General features: G+C 62.1%; 25 protein-coding genes. 10 read left to right on the forward strand and 15 right to left on the reverse strand.

Features of this window, described 5'->3' with window-relative positions; translation table 11 throughout:
- Positions 1-3: 3 nt before the first annotated feature.
- Positions 4-747: a penicillin-binding protein activator LpoB gene (locus AC1RT4_RS08280; RefSeq protein WP_493084905.1), complete on the forward strand. Its 744-nt coding sequence runs from the start codon at positions 4-6 to the stop codon at positions 745-747.
- Positions 748-807: 60 nt separating this feature from the next.
- Here the strand turns inward: AC1RT4_RS08280 and AC1RT4_RS08285 are convergent, their stop codons facing one another.
- From AC1RT4_RS08285 to AC1RT4_RS08295, 3 genes are all read right to left on the reverse strand, one after another.
- A complete protein-coding gene (locus AC1RT4_RS08285; RefSeq protein ID WP_493084907.1) occupies positions 808-1,440 on the reverse strand; it encodes a LysE family transporter in 633 nt (210 codons plus the stop codon).
- Between the two features lie 114 nt (positions 1,441-1,554).
- Positions 1,555-2,136, reverse strand: coding sequence for a mechanosensitive ion channel family protein (locus AC1RT4_RS08290; protein WP_007951853.1), 582 nt, complete (start codon positions 2,134-2,136; stop codon positions 1,555-1,557).
- Complete coding sequence (locus tag AC1RT4_RS08295; protein WP_007951855.1) at positions 2,136-4,046, reverse strand: ATP-binding cassette domain-containing protein; 1,911 nt, start codon at positions 4,044-4,046, stop codon at positions 2,136-2,138. Before AC1RT4_RS08295 ends, AC1RT4_RS08290 begins: the two co-directional genes overlap by 1 nt.
- 50 nt (positions 4,047-4,096) lie before the next feature.
- On the opposite strand from AC1RT4_RS08295, the gene AC1RT4_RS08300 reads away from it, so the two are divergent.
- Positions 4,097-4,558, forward strand: a complete 462-nt coding sequence (locus AC1RT4_RS08300) for a TIGR02444 family protein (RefSeq protein ID WP_493084910.1) — start codon at positions 4,097-4,099, stop codon at positions 4,556-4,558.
- On the opposite strand, the gene AC1RT4_RS08305 is transcribed toward AC1RT4_RS08300, so the two are convergent.
- A complete protein-coding gene (locus tag AC1RT4_RS08305) occupies positions 4,555-5,736 on the reverse strand; it encodes an AlgP family protein (RefSeq protein WP_493084912.1) in 1,182 nt (393 codons plus the stop codon). The two genes, AC1RT4_RS08300 and AC1RT4_RS08305, sit on opposite strands and share 4 nt — an antisense overlap.
- Positions 5,737-5,928: 192 nt before the next feature.
- Between AC1RT4_RS08305 and AC1RT4_RS08310 the strand changes: the two genes are divergently transcribed.
- Entirely contained in the window at positions 5,929-6,594 is a 666-nt protein-coding gene (locus AC1RT4_RS08310; RefSeq protein WP_493084914.1) for an FKBP-type peptidyl-prolyl cis-trans isomerase, read from the forward strand.
- A 60-nt stretch (positions 6,595-6,654) separates the two neighbouring features.
- Here the strand turns inward: AC1RT4_RS08310 and AC1RT4_RS08315 are convergent, their stop codons facing one another.
- The 7 genes from AC1RT4_RS08315 to AC1RT4_RS08345 form a co-directional block, all read right to left on the reverse strand.
- Positions 6,655-7,113 carry an Rsd/AlgQ family anti-sigma factor gene (locus AC1RT4_RS08315; RefSeq protein ID WP_007951863.1) on the reverse strand — a complete coding sequence of 153 codons (459 nt, stop codon included), beginning with the start codon at positions 7,111-7,113 and terminating at the stop codon, positions 6,655-6,657.
- Between the two features lie 185 nt (positions 7,114-7,298).
- On the reverse strand, positions 7,299-7,850 hold the full coding sequence (locus tag AC1RT4_RS08320) for a disulfide bond formation protein B (protein ID WP_493084916.1): 552 nt from the start codon (positions 7,848-7,850) through the stop codon (positions 7,299-7,301).
- 219 nt (positions 7,851-8,069) lie between these two features.
- On the reverse strand, positions 8,070-9,308 hold the full coding sequence (locus AC1RT4_RS08325; protein WP_493084918.1) for a heme biosynthesis protein HemY: 1,239 nt from the start codon (positions 9,306-9,308) through the stop codon (positions 8,070-8,072).
- Positions 9,305-10,447 (reverse strand): uroporphyrinogen-III C-methyltransferase, encoded by a 1,143-nt coding sequence (locus AC1RT4_RS08330; protein WP_493084920.1) that lies wholly within the window; start codon positions 10,445-10,447, stop codon positions 9,305-9,307. Before AC1RT4_RS08330 ends, AC1RT4_RS08325 begins: the two co-directional genes overlap by 4 nt.
- Positions 10,448-10,463: 16 nt before the next feature.
- Complete coding sequence (locus AC1RT4_RS08335) at positions 10,464-11,231, reverse strand: uroporphyrinogen-III synthase (RefSeq protein WP_493084922.1); 768 nt, start codon at positions 11,229-11,231, stop codon at positions 10,464-10,466.
- A complete protein-coding gene (gene hemC, locus AC1RT4_RS08340; RefSeq protein ID WP_179693303.1) occupies positions 11,228-12,169 on the reverse strand; it encodes a hydroxymethylbilane synthase in 942 nt (313 codons plus the stop codon). Before hemC ends, AC1RT4_RS08335 begins: the two co-directional genes overlap by 4 nt.
- A 138-nt stretch (positions 12,170-12,307) precedes the next feature.
- Positions 12,308-13,054, reverse strand: a complete 747-nt coding sequence (locus AC1RT4_RS08345) for a LytR/AlgR family response regulator transcription factor (protein ID WP_007951875.1) — start codon at positions 13,052-13,054, stop codon at positions 12,308-12,310.
- A 474-nt stretch (positions 13,055-13,528) separates the two neighbouring features.
- On the opposite strand from AC1RT4_RS08345, the gene argH reads away from it, so the two are divergent.
- Positions 13,529-14,923 (forward strand): argininosuccinate lyase, encoded by a 1,395-nt coding sequence (gene argH / locus AC1RT4_RS08350; RefSeq protein WP_011336517.1) that lies wholly within the window; start codon positions 13,529-13,531, stop codon positions 14,921-14,923.
- Between the two features lie 58 nt (positions 14,924-14,981).
- Here argH and AC1RT4_RS08355 read toward each other — a convergent pair whose 3' ends face one another.
- Complete coding sequence (locus AC1RT4_RS08355; RefSeq protein WP_493084926.1) at positions 14,982-15,641, reverse strand: glutathione S-transferase family protein; 660 nt, start codon at positions 15,639-15,641, stop codon at positions 14,982-14,984.
- 123 nt (positions 15,642-15,764) lie between these two features.
- On the opposite strand from AC1RT4_RS08355, the gene AC1RT4_RS08360 reads away from it, so the two are divergent.
- The 3 genes from AC1RT4_RS08360 to AC1RT4_RS08370 all read left to right on the forward strand — a co-directional run bounded on the left by AC1RT4_RS08360 (position 15,765) and on the right by AC1RT4_RS08370 (position 19,524).
- Positions 15,765-16,049 (forward strand): hypothetical protein, encoded by a 285-nt coding sequence (locus AC1RT4_RS08360; protein ID WP_007951881.1) that lies wholly within the window; start codon positions 15,765-15,767, stop codon positions 16,047-16,049.
- Between the two features lie 191 nt (positions 16,050-16,240).
- Positions 16,241-16,486 carry a TIGR02647 family protein gene (locus AC1RT4_RS08365; protein WP_007951883.1) on the forward strand — a complete coding sequence of 82 codons (246 nt, stop codon included), beginning with the start codon at positions 16,241-16,243 and terminating at the stop codon, positions 16,484-16,486.
- Positions 16,487-16,680: 194 nt separating this feature from the next.
- Complete coding sequence (locus AC1RT4_RS08370; RefSeq protein ID WP_493084929.1) at positions 16,681-19,524, forward strand: class I adenylate cyclase; 2,844 nt, start codon at positions 16,681-16,683, stop codon at positions 19,522-19,524.
- Positions 19,525-19,530: 6 nt separating this feature from the next.
- Here the strand turns inward: AC1RT4_RS08370 and rnk are convergent, their stop codons facing one another.
- From rnk to cyaY, 3 genes are all read right to left on the reverse strand, one after another.
- Positions 19,531-19,941 (reverse strand): nucleoside diphosphate kinase regulator, encoded by a 411-nt coding sequence (rnk, locus tag AC1RT4_RS08375; protein ID WP_007951886.1) that lies wholly within the window; start codon positions 19,939-19,941, stop codon positions 19,531-19,533.
- 128 nt (positions 19,942-20,069) lie between these two features.
- Positions 20,070-20,294 (reverse strand): DUF1289 domain-containing protein, encoded by a 225-nt coding sequence (locus tag AC1RT4_RS08380; RefSeq protein ID WP_045121669.1) that lies wholly within the window; start codon positions 20,292-20,294, stop codon positions 20,070-20,072.
- 4 nt (positions 20,295-20,298) lie between these two features.
- The gene (gene cyaY, locus AC1RT4_RS08385; protein WP_007951887.1) at positions 20,299-20,631 is read right to left on the reverse strand and encodes an iron donor protein CyaY; all 333 of its coding nucleotides are present in this window, start codon (positions 20,629-20,631) and stop codon (positions 20,299-20,301) included.
- Between the two features lie 239 nt (positions 20,632-20,870).
- Here cyaY and lptM point away from each other — a divergent pair, with 239 nt between their 5' ends.
- The 3 genes from lptM to dapF are packed head-to-tail and all read left to right on the forward strand — an operon-like array spanning position 20,871 to position 23,136.
- Positions 20,871-21,044 carry an LPS translocon maturation chaperone LptM gene (lptM, locus tag AC1RT4_RS08390; protein WP_007951888.1) on the forward strand — a complete coding sequence of 58 codons (174 nt, stop codon included), beginning with the start codon at positions 20,871-20,873 and terminating at the stop codon, positions 21,042-21,044.
- Between the two features lie 9 nt (positions 21,045-21,053).
- A complete protein-coding gene (gene lysA / locus AC1RT4_RS08395; RefSeq protein WP_493084933.1) occupies positions 21,054-22,301 on the forward strand; it encodes a diaminopimelate decarboxylase in 1,248 nt (415 codons plus the stop codon).
- A gap of 4 nt (positions 22,302-22,305) precedes the next feature.
- On the forward strand, positions 22,306-23,136 hold the full coding sequence (gene dapF / locus AC1RT4_RS08400) for a diaminopimelate epimerase (RefSeq protein WP_011336523.1): 831 nt from the start codon (positions 22,306-22,308) through the stop codon (positions 23,134-23,136).
- Positions 23,137-23,139: the final 3 nt, after the last annotated feature.

Here is a 23,139-nt window from a genome sequence, read left to right on the forward strand (position 1 = left end):
TCGATGCGCACATGGATTGGCATGATGGCCCTGGCTTGCGCGTTCAGCGTGCAAGCGGCCCCGAAAGTCGCGGTAACGGATCTGGCGTACCAGGAACGTGTGGAGCAATACATCCACATCGTTTCGGCCCAGAACAATTACCGCGAGGGTTACTACAGCTCCAGCGGCTCTTCGAGCTACAACGAGCTCGAAGCCACCACCAGCTACATCGAACAGACCGAACTGCGTAAATTCACCGGCGACATCAAAGGTGAAATCCTGCGCACCGGCATGTTCCAGCTGGTGCAGGGCACGCCGTACACCGCGTCCTCCAAGGGTGACGTCTACGACGTGATCAAGCGGATCAAGGCCGGCAACTTCAAGGGTGCCGACTACGTGCTGTTCGGCACCGTGTCGGACATCGACTTCACCCAGGACGTGAACGAGCTGGCGAACACCGACAGCTACTCCGCCGTGCTGGGCCTGACGTTGGTGGCGGATTTCAGCCTGATCAACACCAAGACCTTCGAGATCACTTCGGCCTTTACAGCGATGGGTGAGGCGCAGGACACCAAGCTGGTGAACCACCGCGATATCAAGATCTCGCTCAACCGCCCGCGGGTGGTGCGTGACGTATCGAAGGCACTGGGCGAAGACGTGGCCGGACAACTGAGCATGCAGCTCGGCGGCAACGGTTACGAGCAACCCCGCGAACCGCAGCAGCGCAACAATCTGCCGCGTGATACGGCGCCGGTGATTCTTCACTGACCGACTGCCGGAAACGAAAAAGGCGACCTGAGAAGGTCGCCTTTTTTGTGCCTGTACGCTTTACGCGGCAGCTTTGCGCAACGTCGCCATGAACGCCGCAGCGCCAATGAACAGCCCGGCAAACGTGCGGTTCATGCGTCGCTGCTGGGTCGGTGTACGCAACAGGCGCAACACCTTCGAAGCCAGACCGGTGTAGCCGGCCATGACGATCAGGTCGACCGCGATCATGGTCACGCCGATCACCACGTACTGGATCAACAGCGGCGCATGCGGATTGATGAACTGCGGCAGCACCGCCAGCATGAACACCAGCGCCTTGGGGTTGCTGATGTTCACCAAAAAGCCACGGAACACCAGTGCCAGCGGCTTGCCGATCGGCCGAACCGCCGCGTCGTCACTCATGTCCATCGGCAGTGCGCGCCATTGTTTGATCGCGAGATAGACCAGGTAGGCGACACCGAACCATTTGATCGTATGGAACGCCGTGGCCGAAGCGGTGAGGATCGCGCCGACACCAGCGCCGACGATGGCAATCTGCACAGCCAGGCCGATCTGCAGGCCCAGGGCATTCCAGTAACCGCGCCAGAAACCGTATTGCAGGCCGCTGGACATCGACGCAATGGCGCCGGCACCCGGAGAAAGACTGATCACCCAGCAGGCGGCAAAAAACGCCAGCCATGTTTGAAGCTCCATCGCACACCTCGACTCGGACTCGTGACAATCCTCAAAGCTAATGCGGATTTGGCTGGATGACTACCGATTTTTTGCAGGATGTTGCGACCGCCGACCAACGTGGCCGGCGTCCGATCACTTTTCGAAACCGCTGGAAGGAAAGATATCCGTGCCGCGCCAGCGGCGCACCGAGCGCTGGAAGAACAGGCTATTGGGCACTTGCACCATGGCGCTGCCGGTGCCGAGTTCTTCGGCCTCGATCAACGTGGTGTAAAGCAGGTTGATCGCCACCACTCGGCCTTTGACGCCGGGCTTGTCGGTGGTGTCGACCAGTTCGACCACATCGCCAAGACGGAACGGGCCGACGGTGAAGATCAGAATCGCGCAGAGCAGGTTCGACAGCACGCTCCACATCGCGAAGAACGCCACCGCCGCCACCGCAACGAAACCCGACAGCGCGGTCCACAGCACCGTGGCCGAGACCCCGAGGCGTTCCAGCACGAAGATCAGCGCGCTGCCCATGATCAGCCAGCGCAGACCGCCGCGCAGCGGCATCAGCAGCTGCGGCGGGAACGGATACTTCTCGCCCAGGCGGGTCAGGAATCGGGCAACAACGCGCTGGGCGAAGTAGCCGGCCAACAAGATCAGCAGAATCTGCACGCCGAGCCAGATCGGCTCGACCCACATCGCCGGCAATGGGAGTTTGAAGGCGTCCATCAGGACAACGCCTCCAGCTCCGCCTGCATGCTTTCCAGCGTTTCCAGGGCTTCCATCCACGCTTCTTCAAGTTCGCCTTCGCGGACTTTCAGCTTGGCCTGTTCGGCCAGCAGGTCACGCAATTCGTTCTTGCGCGCCGGCTCGTAGATGTCGCTGTCGCCAAGGCTGGCATCAACCTTCGCCAGTTTCTCGTGCAGCTTGCCGAGCTCGGCTTCGAGCTTGTCAGCCTCGCGCTTGTGCGGCGCCAGTTGCTGACGCAACGCAGCGGCAGCCTGACGCTGGGCCTTCTTGTCAGTCTTGTCCGGATTGACCGGTGTGTTGCTGACCGGGGCGTTGCGCTGACGGTACTCGACCAGCCAACGGGCGTAGTCCTCGAGGTCGCCATCGAACTCCTCGACCTTGCCGTCCGCGACCAGGAAGAAGTTGTCGGTGGTGCTCTTGAGCAGGTGCCGATCGTGGGAAACCACCAGCACCGCGCCGCTGAATTCCTGCAACGCCATGGTCAGCGCCAGGCGCATTTCCAGGTCGAGGTGGTTGGTCGGTTCGTCGAGCAGCAGCAGGTTCGGCCGTTCCCAGGCGATCAACGCCAGGGCCAGACGGGCCTTTTCGCCACCGGAGAAATTCAGCACCGGCTCGTCGATCCGTGCGCCACGGAAGTCGAAACCACCGAGGAAGTCGCGCAGGGTCTGTTCGCGCTCGGTCGGTGCCAGACGCTGCAAGTGCAGCAACGGGCTGGCCTTGGAGTCCAGCGAGTCGAGCTGATGTTGAGCGAAGTAACCGACCACGGTGTTCTCGCCGCGAGTCAGGCGCCCGGCCAATGGTTCGAGTTCACCGGCAAGGTTTTTGATCAGGGTCGATTTACCCGCGCCATTCGGGCCGAGCAAGCCGATCCGCGCGCCGGGGGTCAGTTGCAGCTTGACCTTCTCCAGCACGGTTTTCTCGCCATAGCCCAGGCGCGCATCAGACAGATCGATCAGCGGGCTGGAGATCTTGGTCGACTCGCGGAACACGAAGTCGAACGGCGAATCGACGTGGGCCGCCGACAGCTCTTCCATGCGCTCGAGGGCCTTGATCCGGCTCTGGGCCTGACGGGCCTTGGTGGCCTGGGCCTTGAACCGGGCGATGTAGCTTTCCATGTGCGCACGCTGCGCCTGCTGCTTCTCGTAGGCCTGTTGCTGCTGGGCCAGACGCTCGGCACGGGCGCGTTCGAACGCGGTGTAGCCGCCACGGTAGAGCGTCAGCTTGCGCTGATCGACGTGGGCCACGTGATCGACCACTTCATCGAGGAAATCCCGGTCGTGGGAAATCAGCAGCAAAGTGCCGGGGTAACTTTTCAGCCACTCTTCGAGCCAGATGATGGCGTCGAGATCCAGGTGGTTGGTCGGTTCGTCGAGCAGCAGCAGGTCTGATGGGCACATCAAAGCTTGCGCAAGGTTCAGACGCATCCGCCAGCCACCGGAGAAATCTCCTACCTGACGATCCATCTGCTCGTTGGTGAAACCGAGGCCGGCCAGCAGCTTGCGCGCCCGCGCATCGGCGGTGTAGCCGTCGGCGCTGTCGAGTTCGGCATGCAGGCGGGCCAGCGCGGTGCCGTCGTGGGCCTCTTCGGCTGCCGCGAGCTCACGCTGCACTTCGCGCAGGCGCAGGTCGCCGTCCAGCACATAGTCGACCGCCAGGCGTTCGAGCGTGTCGACCTCCTGACGCATGTGGGCGATACGCCAGTCGGCCGGCAGCAGGCAGTCGCCCGAGTCCGGGTGCAACTCACCGCGGAGCAAGGCGAACAGGCTGGATTTGCCGGCGCCGTTGGCACCGATGAGGCCGGCTTTGTGGCCGGCGTGCAGGGTCAGCTCGGCGTCTTCTAGCAGACGTTGCGGGCCACGCTGTAAAGTCAGGTTCTGAAGTCGGATCATAATGGCGGCGGAGTCTACCAGCTTCCCCCGCAACTGGCGCGAGTAGCACGATGTCCTCTGACCTGTGGAGCTTTGCCCTTGCCGTCTACGCCCGTCCCGGCGTGGAGGATGCCTGCCTGCGCCTGCAATCGGCGGAGGCCAACGTGTGCCTGATGCTGTGCGGTTTATGGCTGGAACAACGCGATGCGACTTGTGACGAGGCGCGTGCGCGGCAGCTTCTGGAACTGACAGAGCCCTGGGACCGGGAAGTGGTCCAGCCGTTACGCGCATTGCGCATGCAGTGGAAAACCCTGGCCGACACCGATCCGGTGCTCAAGGGGATGCGCGAACAGATCAAGGGATTGGAGCTGGAGGCGGAGCGTGCGCTGCTGTCACGACTGGAAGGCGCCGCGCAGGGCTGGAAGCGTCATTCGAAGGAATCGAGTGACTGGCTGCAAGTGCTGGCCGGCCCTGCGGCCAACCTGAACCGCGACGCGCTGCAAGTGCTGCGCGTCGCGGCAACCGGCGCTTAGGAAGCGCTGGACGGGTTGCTGGCGACGCTCGACACCGGCGCCGGGGATGGCGTGGTTGCGGTGGTCGAGGTAGGGGCGGCGGATGCCGGTGCTGCGGTCGGAGCCGGGGTTGCCGGTGCGGCAGGTTTGGCAGCAGGTGCAGTGGCCGGTTTTGCTGCAGCTGGTTTTGCTGCTGGCTTGGCGGCAGCCGGCTTGGCAGCGGCAGGTTTTTTCACTGCAGGTTTTGCAGCAGGTTTCGCTGCTGGCTTGGCGGCCGGTTTTGCAGCGGCCGCTGGCTTGGCGGCGGTCGTTGCAGGCTTCGCGGCGGCAGCCGGTTTGGCCGCTGGTTTTGCAGCAGGTTTGGCCGCCGCTTTTACCGCAGGCTTGGCCGCTGGTTTCGCCGCCGCTTTGGCTGCAGGTTTGGCAGCAACCGGCTTGGCAGCGGTTTTCGCCGCAGGCTTGGCAGCAGCAGTTTTGGCAGCTGGTTTAGCGGCGGCTTTAACGGCTGGTTTTGCTGCCGGTTTAGCGGCCACTTTGGTGGCTGGCTTGGCAGCAGGTTTTGCAGCGGCAGTTCTTGCCGGAGCCGCTTTCGCAGCAGCGGTTTTCGCCGCAGGTTTGGCGGCTGGTTTTGCAGCAGCCGGTTTGGCCGCTGTGGTTTTAGCCGCAGGTTTGGCAGCGCTGGCTGCTGCAGGTTTCTTCGCGGCTGGTTTTGCAGCGGCTTTCACTGGCGCTTTTGCCGGGGCTTTTGCAGCAGGTTTGGCGGCCGCTTTTTTCGCAGGCGCCGCTGCAGGTTTGGCCGAACGCAGGGACAACGCCTTGCCGACAGCCTCTTGAACACGACCGACACCCTGGGCCAGTTTCAGGCTTTCCTGGGCATCGCGCTTGAGTTGCAGAATGTAGCTGCGGGTATCGGACTGACGATCCTTCAGCGCATCGAGCAGGTCTTCGAGTTCCTTCACGGCAGCCTTGGCCTTGGTCTGCGCCTTGGCTTTACCGGCTGCTGCTGCGTCCTGCAATTTGGTGCGGGATTTGTGCAGTTTTTCTTGCGCCTTGCCGCGTTGCTTTTCCAGTTTGGCGAGCAGTTTTTCAGCATCAGCCAAGGCTTGGGAGCAAGCGTTTTCCAGATGCTCGAGCAGGCTGCCCGAGAGTTGTTGGAGTAAATGCAACGGAGTGTTTACAGGCTTCTTGGTGGCCGACATGGTTTACCTCCTGGCTGACGTGAGTGCGGCTCATACTAGACCTCTGCTGCTACCGCCGCTAGGGCATGTTGACAGTATCGAAAGCACTCGGTTGCAGGCTTGCGAAAAACTTCTGCGCATTGGCAAAAGCAGTTCACCGTTGCAGACGTTCGCGCTGGCATAATCCACCGCAATTCAGGACGGAGAGTGCCCATGTCGCGCTACCTTTTTTTATCCCTCTGCATGATTTTTTCCGTGGCTCAGGCCGACGAAAAAACCAACGCGAATGATGCCCATGATCTGGCTTACAGCCTCGGCGCCAGCCTCGGTGAACGGCTGCGTCAGGAAGTGCCGCAGCTACAAATCCAGGCGTTGATCGAAGGTCTGCAACAGGCCTATCAAGGAAAGCCGCTGGCATTGAGCGAAGCACGCATCGAGCAGATCCTCGCCGATCACGAATCGCAGACAGCCGAGCAGGCGGCGATGCCTTCGACTGAAGCGGCGATGGAAAACGAGCGACGTTTTCTCACCGCCGAAAAATCCAAACCAGGTGTGAAAGAGTTGGCCGACGGCATCCTGCTGACCGAGCTGGCGCCGGGGAATGGCACGAAGGCCGGCCCGGATGGAAAAGTGCAGGTGCTGTACATCGGCCGACTGCCCGACGGCACCGTGTTCGATCAGAACAGCCAGCCGCAGTGGTTCAATCTCGACAGCGTGATCGCCGGCTGGCGCACCGCGTTGCAGAACATGCCGGTCGGCGCGAAGTGGCGTCTGGTGATTCCATCGGATCAGGCTTATGGCGCCGACGGTGCCGGCGACTTGATCGCGCCATTCACACCGCTGGTGTTCGAAGTGGAATTGCGCGGCGCGACCAGTTGATCGCCCAATAAAAAACGGTGCGCTGTGGGCGCACCGTTTCTGTGTCTTGCGAGGTCCGATTCAGGCCTGAACCGAATCCTCTTCCTTGTGTGCGGTATGCAGCACTTCGATCAGGCAGTCTTCCAGTTCGAAGCGCTCGTGGAGCAGGCCGCCCAGCTCCTTGAATTTCTCCGCAACGCATTTGCCTTCATCACAAAGGTCGTTGAACGCGAGCAGTTTTTCGGTGATGACATCGATCCGCGGATAGATCGTCTCGGCCAGTTCCAGGCCGCGCTTGTCGTTGAAGGCCTTGGCCTCGCCCGTCAGCTGTTCGTAGATCTCGAAGTGGCCGGCCGAGACGTAATCGACCAGCACGCCGCAGAATTCCTGCAAGGGCTTTCGATCCTCGGACAGTGCCTGAGGTTTGGCGCCCAGCTTGTCATAGGCAGCGATCAATTCCTCACGCTCCTGCAGCCAGCGGTCGATCAGCAGATGAACTCCACCCCAACGTTCCTGAGCATTCTGACAACTTTCGAGCATGGCGATCTCTCTTCCCTTGTGGGTCATGCTGCTCTACACCCGCGCCCCTTCTTGTGAATATTGCTTTGAGAGGCGGCCAGGCAGAGCGTCATCGAGCAACACAATTCCAATGACACGTGCGGGCCAGATTATGCCCGCACGCCTATGGCTTCAAGGTACGCAGGAGAGAAAGTTCATACAAGTGTTTAATCCCTGACCAGCACAGGGTGCGACGGTTGGCCGCTGAGCGGTTGCTGCAACGCTATCCAGACCTGTCGCAGCAACTGGTAAACAGCCAGGATCGACACCCCCACGAAAAACAGCAGACTCCACTCCGGAATGCTCAGGTCGAACAGCGTCCAGGACAATTCCGCGCAATCGGCCGTGTCATTGAACATCCGCATCAGTGCACATAACCACGGCAGGCTGCTGAACATTTCTTCCGGCCCGGGCGCGCAATGCGCCAGCCTCTGCAGGGAATCACTTTGCAGCAGCACTTGGCGCCACGCCGCTGTCGTCCCGCCAAGGCTGGTCAACAACGCCATCGTCCAATACAGCGAAAGACCGGCACGTTGCGGTCCATGGATCGCAGCCACACCACAACAAAGGGTGAGGACGCTCATGAACAGACGCTGGACCAGACACAGACTGCAAGGCACCAGACCGACCGCGTATTCGAGGTAATAAGAAGCTCCCAGGGCCAGAATCCCCGCAGTGAAAGCCATAAAGAACAGGGAGCGTGAGCAGGCCAACGACATGGCTTATCCGTAACAATAAAGACAGGCAGTTACGGTAGAGGAAAGGGCCTCGGGCTTTCAAGGCAGGTCACTGGCGACACTTCAGCAGAAGTGTAGGGAAATCCCGACAGGCATCGAAGGAATCGGTGTAGCCCTATGTAGGACTTTGCTCGGGAGGGGATTGACCGGTAACTATTCAGTCACCGGGAAAGAAAAGGAGGAGCATGCTCCCCCTTCTGATTACGCCCGAACGGCTACGGGCAATGGCGAAGCCAGCAGTCGTTCATCCAACATACCCAGCCCTTCCTGGAACAGCAGGTTGCTGCGCTCGGTGTCACCGAGCCGGGCCAACAGGCGCGCCAACTCGGCGCACGCTTCCGGATTGCGCTGCACTCGCAGGCTGCTTTCCAGATAGTCCCGCGCCTTACCCCACAGACTGGCTTGCAGGCACAAACGTCCCAGCGTCAGCAGCAGGCTGGCATCGCCCGGATGATCCTTGAGCCAGCCTTCGGCCGTCTGCAACTGACGCGCCGGATCGCTGCCGCGCACCAGACCGTAAAGGCGCGCCAGATGGCTGTCGTACTTGCGTTTGAGCGCCGTGCGCAGCACTTCTTCCGCTTCAACCTGCGCACCCAGCTGACGCAGTTGCTCGGCGTAGGCCAGCACCAGCGCAGGCTCCTGGCGCTGGGCAGACGTCAGTTGCTGCCAGGCGCGGTTGAGCGACTGCAAACCGACTGCGCCATCCTCTTCACGCTGGGCCGCGAGGGACAGGTTCTCCCCCCAGGCACGACGCTCGAGCTCGGTCAGTTCGGCCGGTGGCAGGACTTTGTCCTTGCGCAGCTCCGGCAACAGCCGGATCACGGAAGACCAGTCACCGCGCTGCTGATGCAGTCGCTGCAACTGGCGCAATGTCTGGACGTTGTGCGGATGGCGCTCGTGCATGGCCTGCAAGGTGACCAGCGCCCCATCGGTGTCTCCACGATCGGTCTGCAACTGCGCATGGCTGAGGGCGATCGCCAGTTCGGCCTGCGGCTGACGCTCGAGGGCGCGCTCCAGCAGGCGATCGCTTTCCTCGTAGTTGCCTTGTTCGTTGGCGGCGCGGGCGGCGCCCAGGTAATAGAGCAACGGTTGGCGCTCGGCTTCAGCCGCCCGGTAAAGATGACGCTGGGCACTGGCCCAGCGACCTTCGGCCAGATCGAGCTGACCATGCTCGATTGCTACCTGCACGCGACGGCTGCGGTTGCGTCGCGACCAGGGATTGACCACGCCGCCGGAGGTCAGCACCAGCTCGACCAACGCCTTGATGCCCCACACCAGCAGCCACAGCACCGCCACCACCGCCAGGGTCGCCCACAGGCTGGATTCATAACGAAAGCTCTTGTAGGCGACCAGCACGTAACCGGAATGCTCGGCAATCGCCAGGCCCAGCGCCGCCGTTGCCGCGATCACCAGAAACACGATCACATACAGGCGCTTCATGGTGTCGCCTCCTGTGCGGTGCTGGCGGCCGGTTTGGCGAAGGGTTTCACCGAGTCTTCGGCGTTGACGTTGCGGCGCTCAAGATAAGCCTGCACCGCGTTCAACGTCCCGGCGAGATCCGGCGTGTTGACGGTAACCGGTTGCTTGCTCAATTCCGCGACCTGCTCGAGCATGATTTTGCTCTGCGGGTTATCCGGATTGAAGTTGCCTGTAAGTACGTCACGCGCCTCCGCCAAGGCCTGGGTGTACACCGGCGCCTGACCGTTGAGCGCAGCCCATTGCGCCTGCTCGAGTGAAAGGCTCAGGGCCAGACGCACCTGGCTCAGGCTCTGGCCAGCAAGCAGCGGCCGCACGTTTTTGTCAGCATTGAAATCGATGCGGATGTAGCGCGAGATCTGATCCCACCACTGCGCCCAGCGACTGGCGCCGTCGCCATCGGAGGTCAGGCCCAGCAGTGAATCGCCGCGATCCTTGTATTCCGGCGCCAGTTCGGTAAGGCCGACGACCTGATCACGCAAGGCGCCCAGTCGCAGGAACAGCCCGGTGCGATCCGGCTGCGCGGTACTGCGCAGCGCTACCAGGGTTTTCGCCACTTGCTCGCGGGCGGCGAACGAGCCGGGATCATTCTGTTCGCGCAGGATTTCGTCGGCACCCTGCACCAGCGCCTGGGCGCTGCTGATGTCCTGCAAGGCGGAAAGACGCAGGCTGGCCAGACGCAGCAAGTGCTCGGCCTCGGCCAGACGCCAGTCCTTGCGGCTGGCGCCGAGGACGGTTTCCAGACGTTGATTGAGGCGTTGCTGATCGCCCTGAAGTTGTGTCACCAGTCGCTGGCGATCGGCAAGCTCATCGGCACCGGGCAATTGCCCGAGGCGCTCGGTCAGTCGTTGCTCGTTGAGCTTCAGGGTCTGGGCCTGATCGTTCAACGCTTGAACCTGACTCAATTGATTCTGAGTGCTGGTCTGCAGGTGTCGCACCTGCCAGACACCCCAGCCACCCACCGCAACACCGGCGGCGCCGAGCAGCAGCGCGAGAATGGCCAATCCGTTGCCTCGGCGCGGTTCCGCGGCCGGTGGCGGTGCATCAACCGGTGCATCGATCACAGGTTGAACGTCATCTTTAGGCAAGGCTGTTTCGCTCACGTATCCATCCTTTGCATTAGAGAACGGGCACGGGATGCTCCCGTAACGCCGTCAGCAAGGCCGCGGCACTGGCGCCGCGACAATCCACAACAGTTCGGGCCCCGGCGGCACTGGCCTGCTCGGCAACCCTTGGGCTTGGAACAAACAACGGCAACTGCGCAAGTGCAGGCCAGCTGTCGCCGGCCAGTTGGCGCAGGTGCTCGAAACCCTGTCCACTGCTGACCACCAGCCCGTTCAGGCGTTCCGCTGCAATCCTGCGGGGCAGCTCCTGCGGCGGATAGCCCGGCAGGTCGCGACGGTACAATTCCAAGTATTCGACACTAGCACCAAGCACGCGCAGGCGCTCGGCCAGCAGCTCGCGTCCGCCCTCCCCGCGCAGGATCAAGACATGCGAGCCGGGCACGGCCACGGCCGCCAGCAGACGCGGCAATTGCAGCAAGGCTTCGCTGTCGTCGCCCGCGTCCGGGAAGCTCACATCCAGCCCCCGATCCCGAAGGATAGCGGCGGTCGCGGCACCCACGCTGAACCACGGCATCGTCGGAGACGCCAAGCCCAGAGCGTCGAGCAAATCCACCGCGATCCGCGCCGCCGGTTTGCTGACCACGATCACTGCGCTGTAACGCGGCAGTTGCGTGATTGTGCGGCGCATTGTGTCAGAGACCGGCAGTGGCGCGATTTCCAAAAGCGGCAGACAGCTGCTGAAAAACCCTTGTTCGGCCAGCACGGCGGCGAGCGCCGAACAGTCCTCCGCCGGGCGCGTCAGCAGAAGGCGCCAGGCGGTCACTCGTGACCTGCCTCGCCATAGACTGCCTTGAGAATATCGTCGGCGCCCTGGCTCAGCAGGTCTTCGGCCACTTGCACGCCCAGCGTCTGCGCTGCGGCACGCGGTGCGCGAGCCTGTGCACTAAGCAGCTTGCCGCCGCTCGGTTCGCCCACCAGACCGCGCAGCCACAACTGATCGCCTTCAAGCACGGCGTAGCAGGCGATCGGCACCTGGCAGCCGCCATTCAGATGTTTGTTGAGGGCACGCTCGGCGGTGACACGGTCAGCGGTGTCGGCGTGATGCAGGGGCGCGAGCAAGGCATGGATTTCGGTGTCGGCGCTGCGGCATTCGATACCGACGGCGCCCTGGCCACCGGCCGGCAGGCTGTCGTCGACGCTGATGGCCGAGGTGATGCGGTCTTCGAAACCGAGACGGATCAGTCCGGCTGCCGCGAGGATGATCGCGTCGTACTCGCCGGCGTCGAGCTTGGCCAGACGGGTGTTGACGTTGCCGCGCAGGAAACGGATTTCGAGATCCGGACGGCGCGTCAGCAACTGCGCCTGGCGACGCAGGCTGGAAGTGCCGACGATGCTGCCGGCAGGCAACGCATCGAGGCTGGAATACGTATTGGAGACAAACGCGTCACGCGGATCTTCGCGCTCGCAGATGCAGAACAGACCGAGGCCTTCGGGGAAATCCATCGGCACGTCTTTCATCGAATGCACGGCGATGTCGGCTTCGTTTTCCAGCAGCGCGGTTTCCAGTTCCTTGACGAACAGGCCCTTGCCGCCGATTTTCGACAGGGGCGAATCAAGCAGCTTGTCGCCGCGACTGACCATGGGCACCAGCGTCACCAGCAGGCCCGGGTGGGCTGCTTCCAGACGGGCTTTGACGTATTCGGCCTGCCAGAGGGCCAGAGCACTTTTGCGGGTGGCGATGCGGATTTCGCGAGAGGACATGGATCAATCCGTACTGAATAGATACGGCGGATAATAACAGCTCAGCCAAATCCACTTTGACCTGAATCAGAAACGGCGTGGCCTCCCTGGCCTGCGATGCCTGGTGAAAAGAACGAAGAACCGCCCGGAGCCTGCGGACTAAAGCCCCTGCATCATTTTGCGCACACCCGCCACATGCCGGCGGCTGACGATCAGCGCGTCACCGTTGAGCCCCTTGAGGAACAACTGGAAATGACCCAGCGGTGTACGTTGCAGTCGCTCGATGCGGTCGCGGGCTACAAGCGCGTTGCGGTGGATCCGAACGAAGCGCTCGCCGAATTCGTCTTCCAGCGCCTTGAGCGGCTCATCCAGAAGGACTTCGCCACCCTCGTGGCGCAAGGTCACGTATTTGTGGTCGGCTATGAAGTACACCACCTGATCCAGCGGGATCAGTTCGATGCCTTTACGAGTGCGGGCGCTGATGTGGCTGCGCGGGCCGTTGCCGCTTTCGGCGGCAGGACGGGTCAGGGCCGAGAGCTGGGCCCGGTTGGGACGTTCAGCCCGTTTCAGGGCGTCATGCAGATGTTCGGTTCGCACGGGTTTCACCACATAGCCCACGGCGCTGGCCTGCAGGGCTTCCACGGCAAATTCATCGGGACCTGCGCAAAACACCACGGCTGGCGGGGTTTCGCGTTCGCACAGACGGGCAGCCACCTGCAGGCCATCGAGGCCCGGCATGCGGATATCGAGCAGCACGATATCCGGCTTGTGGCTGTCGATCAGCGCCAACGCCTCTTCGCCATTGGTGGCGCTGGGCTCCAGGACTGTGTAGCCCTCGAGCTCGCTCACCATTCGGCTGAGTCGCTCGCGGGCCAGTGGTTCGTCATCAACGATCAGGACATTCATATTGCGCTGGATTCCTGCGTGAGTCTCGCACAAGGATAGCGTAGACAAGTGGAGTGACGTCCGTCACCGCGATCCACGCTAAGACTAGCGCGAGCGCCAAAAAGTGCCGTACGTCGGCCGGCAATATTTGCCGACACCTGCAACGTACCGCCTGACGCCCGTCGCCGACTGCGTTTTACGCAGGGTATGCCAATGGCCAATACACCCACCCCTCTCTCTTCTTATAGTCGGTGGCCGGACCTTTGCGCGATCCGCCGCCACGTCGACCCCTATGTCCTACTGTAGACGCTCGTCGGGCCGATATTGCTCAATCGGAAAATATCCTTGCGCAAATCCCCCGGCGACACCGGCGACTATGGATCAGGTCATGAGAAAAAAACGTATCGACCAGTGTCAGCGACAGGATTGGCAACCCTGTTATTATCCGCGCCAGCGTTTCACGCCTTCTTTCTTCAAGCCGATACGAGCGAATTCATGAGCACTGACAAGACCAATCAGTCCTGGGGCGGCCGCTTCAGTGAACCCGTCGACGCCTTCGTCGCCCGCTTCACCGCCTCCGTCACTTTCGACCAGCGCCTGTATCGCCACGACATCATGGGCTCGATCGCCCACGCCACCATGCTGGCCAAGGTCGGCGTGCTGACGGATGCCGAGCGCGACAGCATCATCGATGGCCTGAAGACCATCCAGGGCGAAATCGAGGCCGGCCAGTTCGACTGGCGCGTCGACCTCGAAGACGTGCACATGAACATCGAAGCACGTCTGACCGACCGCATCGGCGTCACCGGCAAGAAGCTGCACACCGGCCGCAGCCGCAACGACCAGGTCGCCACCGACATCCGCCTGTGGCTGCGTGACGAGATCGACCTGATCCTGAGCGAAATCACCCGCCTGCAAAAAGGCCTGCTGGAGCAGGCCGAGCGTGAAGCCGCCAGCATCATGCCGGGCTTCACCCACCTGCAGACCGCTCAGCCGGTGACCTTCGGGCACCACATGCTGGCCTGGTTCGAAATGCTCAGCCGCGACTACGAGCGTCTGGTCGACTGCCGCAAGCGCACCAACCGCATGCCGCTGGGCAGCGCCGCGCTGGCCGGCACCACTTACCCGATCGACCGCGAATACACCGCGCAACTGCTGGGCTTCGATGCCGTCGGCGGCAACTCGCTGGACAATGTGTCCGACCGCGACTTCGCCATCGAATTCTGTTCGGCCGCGAGCATCGCGATGATGCACCTGTCGCGCTTCTCCGAAGAGCTGGTGCTGTGGACCAGCGCGCAGTTCCAGTTCATCGATCTGCCGGACCGTTTCTGCACCGGCAGCTCGATCATGCCGCAAAAGAAAAACCCGGACGTGCCGGAGCTGGTGCGTGGCAAGACCGGCCGCGTGTTCGGCGCCCTGATGGGCCTGCTGACCCTGATGAAAGGCCAGCCGCTGGCCTACAACAAGGACAACCAGGAAGACAAGGAACCGCTGTTCGACGCCGCCGACACCCTGCGCGACTCGCTGCGCGCCTTTGCCGACATGATCCCGGCGATCAAGCCAAAGCACGCGATCATGCGTGAAGCGGCGCTGCGCGGGTTCTCGACCGCCACTGACCTGGCCGACTACCTGGTACGCCGTGGCCTGCCGTTCCGTGATTGCCACGAGATCGTCGGTCATGCCGTGAAGTACGGCGTCGACACCGGCAAGGATCTGGCGGAAATGAGCCTGGAAGAACTGCGTCAGTTCAGCGACCAGATCGAGCAGGACGTGTTTGCCGTGCTGACTCTGGAAGGCTCGGTGAATGCCCGTGACCACATCGGCGGCACTGCGCCGGCGCAGGTCAAGGCTGCCGTGGTTCGCGGTCAGGCGCTGATCGCCAGCCGCTAAAAGCATCGCGGGCAAGTCGAGCTATCGACTTGCCCGCGAATTGCCTAAAACAAATTTTCTACTTTTTGGCAGCGATCATCGCCAAAAACGCCGGCATCGCCGCATCCTTGTCCGCCGCGATCTTCTGCACGTGCGGATTTTGCCCAAGTCGCTCCAGCAGCGCCTTGGCCTTCGGCATCTCCGCCAACAAATCCAGACCGAACAGTTTGTGCCCCACCGCAGCTGCCAGCGGCACGCTGTAGAGGAAGTACAAGTCCGCAATGCTCAAGCTGTCGCCCGCCACATACGGGGCGAACTTGCCATGGCGTCCCAGCGCCGCAAAGCCCAGCAGCAATTCAGCCTTGGTTTTCTCCTTGATCGCCTCCGGCAGCGCCGTACCGAAAAACGCTTCGCCGTAACAGGCACGGGCCGGCAACTCGATGTACAACTCGATTTCCTTGGCCACCGCCAGCACCTGAGCCCGGGCAAACGGCTCGGTCGGCAACAGCGGGACACCCTTCTGGCTGCTTTCGAGGTATTCGAGCATCACCATCGTTTCGTTGATGTACCCGCCTTCAGCCCCCAGCACCGGCACCTTGCCGCGGGGGCTGATGGCCAGGGACTCTGGCGTTGGGGTCGGGTAGAACGTGACCTCTTCGAACGGCAGGCCTTTTTCCAGCAGCGCCAGTTTGACCATGTTGTAGTAGTTGCTGACGGAGAATCCATAGAGCTTGAACATCACATAGCCTCCAGGCCGTGCGGGGTGGGCAGTGCCTGTTTATAGATCGCTCCGGGGAATCCTGCCAGCAGCATCACGCTGCTGAATGCGGGTAAACTGGCGCCTTTCCTTGAGGAGCCTGCCATGAGCGAGCCGACTGACATCGACAATGATGAAGAAGAGTTCACCGAATCGACGCTGATCGAAGCGATCGAGAACCAGATCGAAAGCGACAACCCGCCAGCGGCCAAGGCAACCTTCAACAAGCTGACGCTGGTCGGTTACGAGCGTGATGACATCCTGAATCTGATGGCCCACGTGCTGGCCTGTGAAATCGACGCGATGCTCGACGAAGACCGCGCGTTCGATACCGAGTGGTACGAAACCGCGCTGCGCGCACTGCCGGAACTGCCACCGGAAAAGCAGTAAACGGCCCCTCGCTGTGGGAGCAGACCTGCTCCCACACAATTTGTCACCCATCTGCGCAGCCTTCTGCCGCCCCCTGACTACACTGGAATCCACCCCGGGACAAAAACCCTGACACGCGCACTGGACAGGCCGCGCCGGCAGGTTCACCTTAGGGGCGCTGTCGTCCAATTCCTAGAAAGTCTGGAGTCCTTATGTCGCTTACCCCTGAGTTGGTTGCCGAACTGGAAGTCCTCGCACTCTTCAACCTGGACAGTTCCCAGGAAGGTCTGAAAATTCATCAGACCGCTGCCCCGAAGCACATTGCCGCCGCACAACGCCTGTTCGAAAAAGAACTGACAGATCAGCCTGATGGCGGTTACCTGACCAGCCTCGGTCGCGATGCCGCACAGAACGTGCAAACCGTACTGACGATTCTCAAAGAGCAGCAAACCGCCTGATCCTCCCGACTTTGCCCACGGAAACCCCTGCCACGGGATTTCCGCGGGCCAGCCATGAACGTCGCCCATCGCCGCGCGATAGAAATCTGACGTCAAAAAACAAATTCAGCTTAAAACTCCTGCCGCTCAGGCGCTAAACTCCCGGACACCCGAGACCCCTTGCCTCCGAGCCCTGCGCGCCGGTTTGAGCCGACATGACCCGCACCCATGAAATCCGCCCCGACCTGGACGAAGGCATCGACCGCAAGGTACTCAGCCAGCTACGTGCACGTTTTCTGAAACTCAATGAAGGCCGCCTGAACCGGGCACTGGAAGGCCTGTCGACGCGTCAGCAAAGTGTGCTGACGCTGCTGCCGCTGTTTTTTCACGTCAATCATCCGCTGTTGCCCGGTTATGTCTCGGGCAGCACGCCGGCCGGGCTGTCGAATTTCGAACCGGACGCCGACGCGCTTGCCGAAGCCCAGCGCCTGACCCGCTCGTTCTCCTACAAGCCGCGTCACGGCAGCAACCCGCCACGACCGATTCACGGGCTGTTCCTGATGGGCAGCCTCGGCACGCTGGCCCAGGCCGACCAGAGCGACATGGACGTGTGGGTCTGCCACGCCCCCGACCTGAGCGACAGTGAGCTGGCCGAGCTGCGCAAGAAATGCCAGTTGCTCGAAACCTGGGCTGCCAGCCAGGGGGCCGAGGCGCACTTCTTCCTGATCGACCCGGTGCGCTTCGTCAAAGGCGAGCGCGACACCCAGCTCAGCTCCGAAGATTGCGGCACCACCCAGCACTACCTGCTGCTGGACGAGTTCTACCGCACCGCGATCTGGCTCGCCGGGCGCACGCCGATCTGGTGGCTGGTGCCGGTCTACGAAGAACGCGCCTATGACGCGTACACCCACACCCTGATTTCCAAGCGTTTCATCCGCAACGATGAAACCCTCGACCTGGGGCCGATGGCGCACATTCCGCCGGGCGAGTTCGTCGGCGCCGGGCTATGGCAACTGTTCAAGGGCATCGAGTCACCTTACAAATCGGTGCTCAAGCTGCTGCTGACCGAGGTCTACGCCAGTGAACACCCCCAAGTGCAATGCCTGAGCCTGCGCTTCAAGCAGGCCGTATTCGCCAACCGGCTGGATCTCGACGAGCTGGATCCGTACATGGTGGTTTACCGGCGGATCGAGGAATACCTTACTGCGCGCAACGAACCGGAGCGCCTGGAGCTGGTACGCCGGGCGCTGTACCTCAAGGTCAACCGCAAGCTCACCGGCAACACCCGCACCCAGAGCTGGCAACGCTCATTGCTGGAAAGGCTGGCCAGCGAATGGCACTGGGACCAGCGGCAACTGGCGCTGCTCGACAGCCGCAGCCAGTGGAAAGTCCGCCAGGTCAGCGCCGAGCGCCGGGCGCTAGTCAACGAACTGAATTACAGCTACCGCTTCCTCACCCAGTTCGCCCGCACCGAACAGACTGTCAGCCTGATCAACAAGCGCGACCTCAACGTCCTCGGCCGGCGGCTATATGCTGCGTTCGAACGCAAGGCCGACAAGGTCGAGTTCATCAATCCCGGCATCGCCCCGGATCTGGCCGAAGACACCCTGACCCTGGTGCAATCACCGAACAAAAAGGAACCGGGACAAACCCAGTGGGGCCTGTACAACGGCAGCCTGACGGCGCTGGAGTGGGAACACTTCGCGCCGATCAAGCGCAGCCGCGAGTTGCTGGAGCTGCTGACCTGGTGCCACCGCAACGGCGTGATCGACAGCAGCACCCGACTGGCCCTGCACCCCGGCACCAGCGATATGAGCGAGTTCGAGCTGTTCAATCTGCTCGGCAGCCTGCAACAAAGCATCGCCCTGCCCTTGTCGACCGTTGCCGAAGAACCACTGCTGCGCGCCGCCGTGCCGAGCGAAGTGCTGATGCTGGTGAATGTCGGGGTCGACCCGCTCAAGCATCACCGCGACCTGAACATCCTGATGACCACCGAGCGCACCGATTCGCTGAGCTACGCCGGCGTACGCGAGAACCTGGTGCTGACCCTGGATCAGGTCACGCTCAACAGCTGGAACGAAGTGCTGGTCAACCGCTTCGACGGCCCGCATGCCCTGATGGACTGCCTGCGCGATTACCTCAACAACCTGCCGCGCGGGCCGCAACAACCATCGCTGCGGGTGCGTTGTTTCTGCCACAACCGTGCGCAATTCATTGCCCGCCGGGTGGAAGAAATTGTCGATACCGCGCAGACCCTGCTGCTCAGCGATCTCAATCACCGCTACCTGATTCAGGTGCAGCAGCATTACCACGTGTTGGAACTGGTGCCGGGTCAGGTCAGCCATGTCGCCCTCGCCACCCTGCCGGCGCTGCTCGATTACCTGGGCGAGGAACAGCCGCGCTACAGCCCGCTGCACCTGGACCCGATGGCGCTGGAAGACCACGACCTGGCGTTGATCCTGCCGATGGGTCAGCCCGAATGCATTCAGGTGTTCTACCGGATCTCCGAACAAACCGCCGAGCTGTACGTGCTCGACGAGTTCAATGCGCTGTGGCAACAGCACTTGCCCTATCACGACGAGCAAAGCCTGTTGGTGCCGTTGCAGCGGTTCCTGCAATCGATCCAGTTCCGCCGCGAAGCGCTGCTGCCGATGGATGCGGGCCATGCCGCCAGCCTTGAAATCTTGTATTACCAGTTATTGCCATCAGGGCCGGGACGCGCGCGACGGGTCGAAATGCGCCCGGCGCCGCAGACGCCGGTCAACAAACCGTTCTATGACGTGCAGGCGATCGTCGGCAAAGCCGCGCCCGGCGAAGTGCAGGTCACGCTGTATTGCAATCAACGGGAATTCAGCGAACTGGAACATGGCGACCAGCTGTTCAGCGTGGTCGCCCGGGAGATCGTCGGGCAGCGTCGGGAAACCGAGCGCTACCGCTGCTACATCACCGACCTGGACCTGTCGGGCGTGATCGGTGACGGGCAGAGTTCGAGCAATCTGTATCTGCGTTACAAGGCCGACCTGGAACGCTCTCTGAACGAGGCGCTCGAGCAGGTCTGAAGCGGGTTATTCCGGGAAATCACCGCCGTTGGCCGGCTGCGATTCGACTTCGAGCAGGGTCAGTTTCAGGGTCTTGCCACCCGGAGCCGGCCAGTCGATGTGCTGACCGACTTTCAAGCCCAGCAGCGCACTGCCGACCGGAGCGAGGATCGAGACTTTGCCTTCGTCGGCGTTGGCGTGCTTCGGATAGACCAGAGTCAGGTGGTAGTCCTTGCCACTGCTTTCTTCGCGGCAGTGCACGCGGGAATTCATCGTCACGACATCGGCAGGCACTTCATCGTGACCGACCAGGGTATCGGCGCGGTCCAGTTCGGTTTGCAGCGCGATCACGCCCGGCAGCGTGTCATCCAGGCTGTCGATCAGGCGCTCCAGACGTTGCACGTCCAGACGGGTAAGGGTGATGGAAGGTGCGGTCATGATCCGGGCAGACTCCTTTCTTCTGCACACAAAAAAAGCAAAACCCCGCCAAAAAAGACGGGGTTCTCACCAGGCCTCGATGGGTTGAGGCGTTTCCGGACACTATCACAGCTCAAAAAATATACAAGCTACGCTCCGGCGAGCTGCCGGCGCTGAGCCGCCTGCGCACAAATCACCCGGCGGCGCTCGTCATCGGCCGAACGCCACTCGCGGATGTCTTCGACATGGCGCATGCAGCCGAGGCAGACCTTCTGCTCATCCAGCCGGCACACGCCGGTGCACGGCGAAGGCACGGCCGGGCTGACGTTGCTGTAGAGCGGCTTCGGCGGACGGACGGGCGCAGTATCAGTCACGAAATCACAGGCCTTCGAAATCGAATTCGGTGCCGGCCTGCTGCTTGACGATGCGCTCGAGCATTTCGCCCAGCTGTTCTTCGCTCTTGTCGCACATCCAGCGTTCGCTTTCTTCGTCGTAGTCGAAGTGGAAACCACCGGACACCGCGGCCAGCCACAGCTGACGCAACGGTTCCTGACGACTGAAGATCAGCTGGGTGCCGTTCTCGAACTTGACGGTCAGCACACCGGCCGAGTTCTCCATGTCGATGTCCAGGTCGCTGTCGTCGAAGATGTCTTCCAGTTTTTCCTGGGTTTCATCGACCAGATCGTGGAAACGGGCTTCGGACAAACTCATTGCGGCAACCTCAAAAAATGTCTGATCAGGCTCAAGCGCCGCAAGATACGGACGCTGCCAGCCGATTGCAAAGGATAACGACCAAGCGCCCTGCCCGGCGACGAAATATCCACCCGCCACGCGGGAAAAGTTTCCGCGCCGCAGCCCGAGCCCCGCCGGACGGGAGTTCCGTCGCATAGGCAAGCTGCCGGGTGGCCGGTATACTCCGGCGCAATTAACGCATTTTCAAGGATTTCGCCATGAAGCGCCTGATCTCTTCCCTTGCTGCGCTCGTCGCGGTTGCCTGTCTCGTTTCGGCCTGCGGTCAGAAAGGCCCGCTGTACCTGCCCGATGAAGATCAGGACCCGGCCGAGCAAGCCCAGTCTTCGCAAAAGCAGCCTGTCTCCAAGGCACACAAGCACGACGTTTACTAAGGGATCGCCATGGACGCTTTTAACTACCGTGGCGGGGAACTGTTCGCGGAAGGTGTGGCGCTGTCCGCCATCGCCGATCGCTTCGGCACTCCCACCTACGTCTACTCCCGCGCGCACATCGAGGCCCAGTACCTGGCCTACGCCGATGCGCTGGCCGGCATGCCGCACCTGGTCTGCTTCGCGGTCAAGGCCAACTCCAACCTCGGCGTCCTGAATGTCCTGGCCCGCATCGGCGCCGGTTTCGACATCGTCTCCCGTGGCGAGCTGGAACGCGTTCTGGCCGCCGGCGGCAGCCCGGACAAGATCGTGTTCTCCGGCGTCGGCAAGACCCGTGACGACATGCGTCGTGCGCTGGAAGTCGGCGTGCATTGCTTCAATGTCGAATCCACCGACGAGCTGGAGCGCCTGCAAGTGGTCGCCGCCGAGCTGGGCGTTCGCGCGCCGATCTCGCTGCGCGTGAACCCGGACGTCGATGCCGGCACCCACCCGTACATTTCCACCGGTCTCAAAGAGAACAAGTTCGGCATCGCCATCGCCGACGCCGAAGACGTGTACGTGCGTGCCGCGCACCTGCCGAACCTGGAAGTGGTCGGCGTCGACTGCCATATCGGTTCGCAACTGACCACCCTGCCTCCGTTCCTCGATGCCCTCGATCGCCTGCTCGATCTGGTAGATCGCCTCGGCGATTGCGGCATCCACCTGCGTCACATTGATCTCGGTGGCGGCCTGGGTGTGCGTTATCGCGATGAAGAGCCGCCGTTGGCCGCCGATTACATCAAGGCTGTACGTGAGCGTCTGGTCGGTCGCGATCTGTCGCTGGTGTTCGAACCGGGCCGCTTCATCGTCGCCAACGCCGGCGTGCTGCTGACTCAGGTCGAGTACCTCAAGCACACCGAACACAAAGACTTCGCCATCGTCGACGCGGCCATGAACGACCTGATCCGCCCGGCGCTGTACCAGGCCTGGATGGACGTGACCCCGGTCAAGCCACGCGAGACCGCTGCGCGTACCTACGACGTGGTCGGCCCGATCTGCGAAACCGGCGATTTCCTCGCCAAGGAACGCGAACTGGCGCTGGAAGAAGGCGATCTGCTGGCCGTGCATTCGGCCGGTGCCTACGGTTTCGTGATGAGCTCCAACTACAACACTCGCGGCCGTGCCGCCGAAGTGCTGGTGGATGGTGATCAGGCATTTGAAGTGCGTCGCCGCGAGACCGTGGCCGAGCTGTTTGCCGGCGAAAGCCTGCTGCCGGAGTAACCCCATGCTGCTGCGTTTTACCAAGATGCACGGCCTGGGCAACGACTTCATGGTTCTCGACCTGGTCAGCCAGCACGCGCATATTCAGCCCAAGCACGCAAAAATGTGGGGCGACCGACACACCGGCATCGGTTTCGACCAGTTGCTGATCGTTGAAGCGCCGAGCAATCCGGATGTGGATTTCCGTTACCGGATCTTCAACTCCGACGGTTCCGAAGTGGAGCAGTGCGGCAACGGTGCCCGCTGCTTCGCCCGCTTCGTGCTCGACAAGCGCCTGACCGCCAAACGTCAGATCCGCGTCGAGACCAAGGGCGGCATCATCGAGCTGGACGTGCGTAATGACGGCCAGATCGGCGTGAACATGGGCGCCCCGCGCCTGGTGCCAGCGGACATTCCGTTCCAGGCGCCGGAGCAGGCCCTGAGTTATCAGGTCGATGTCGACGGTACGCCGGTCGATCTGGCAGCGGTATCGATGGGCAACCCCCATGCGGTGCTGCGAGTCAGCGATATCAACACTGCACCGGTGCATGAACTGGGGCCGAAAATCGAACACCATCCGCGCTTCCCGGCGCGGGTCAACGTCGGTTTTCTCCAGGTCATCGACCGCCATCGCGCGCAACTGCGCGTCTGGGAACGCGGCGCCGGGGAAACCCAGGCCTGCGGCACCGGTGCCTGCGCTGCTGCTGTAGCTGCGATCAGTCAGGGGTGGATGGATTCGCCACTGCTGATCGACCTGCCGGGCGGGCGTCTGTCCATTGAGTGGGCAGGCCCCGGCCAACCGGTGTTGATGACCGGCCCGGCAGTGCGCGTATACGAAGGACAAGTGCGTCTTTGAGTG

It is taken from the genome of Pseudomonas sp. GW821-FHT11D10 (assembly GCF_058808435.1).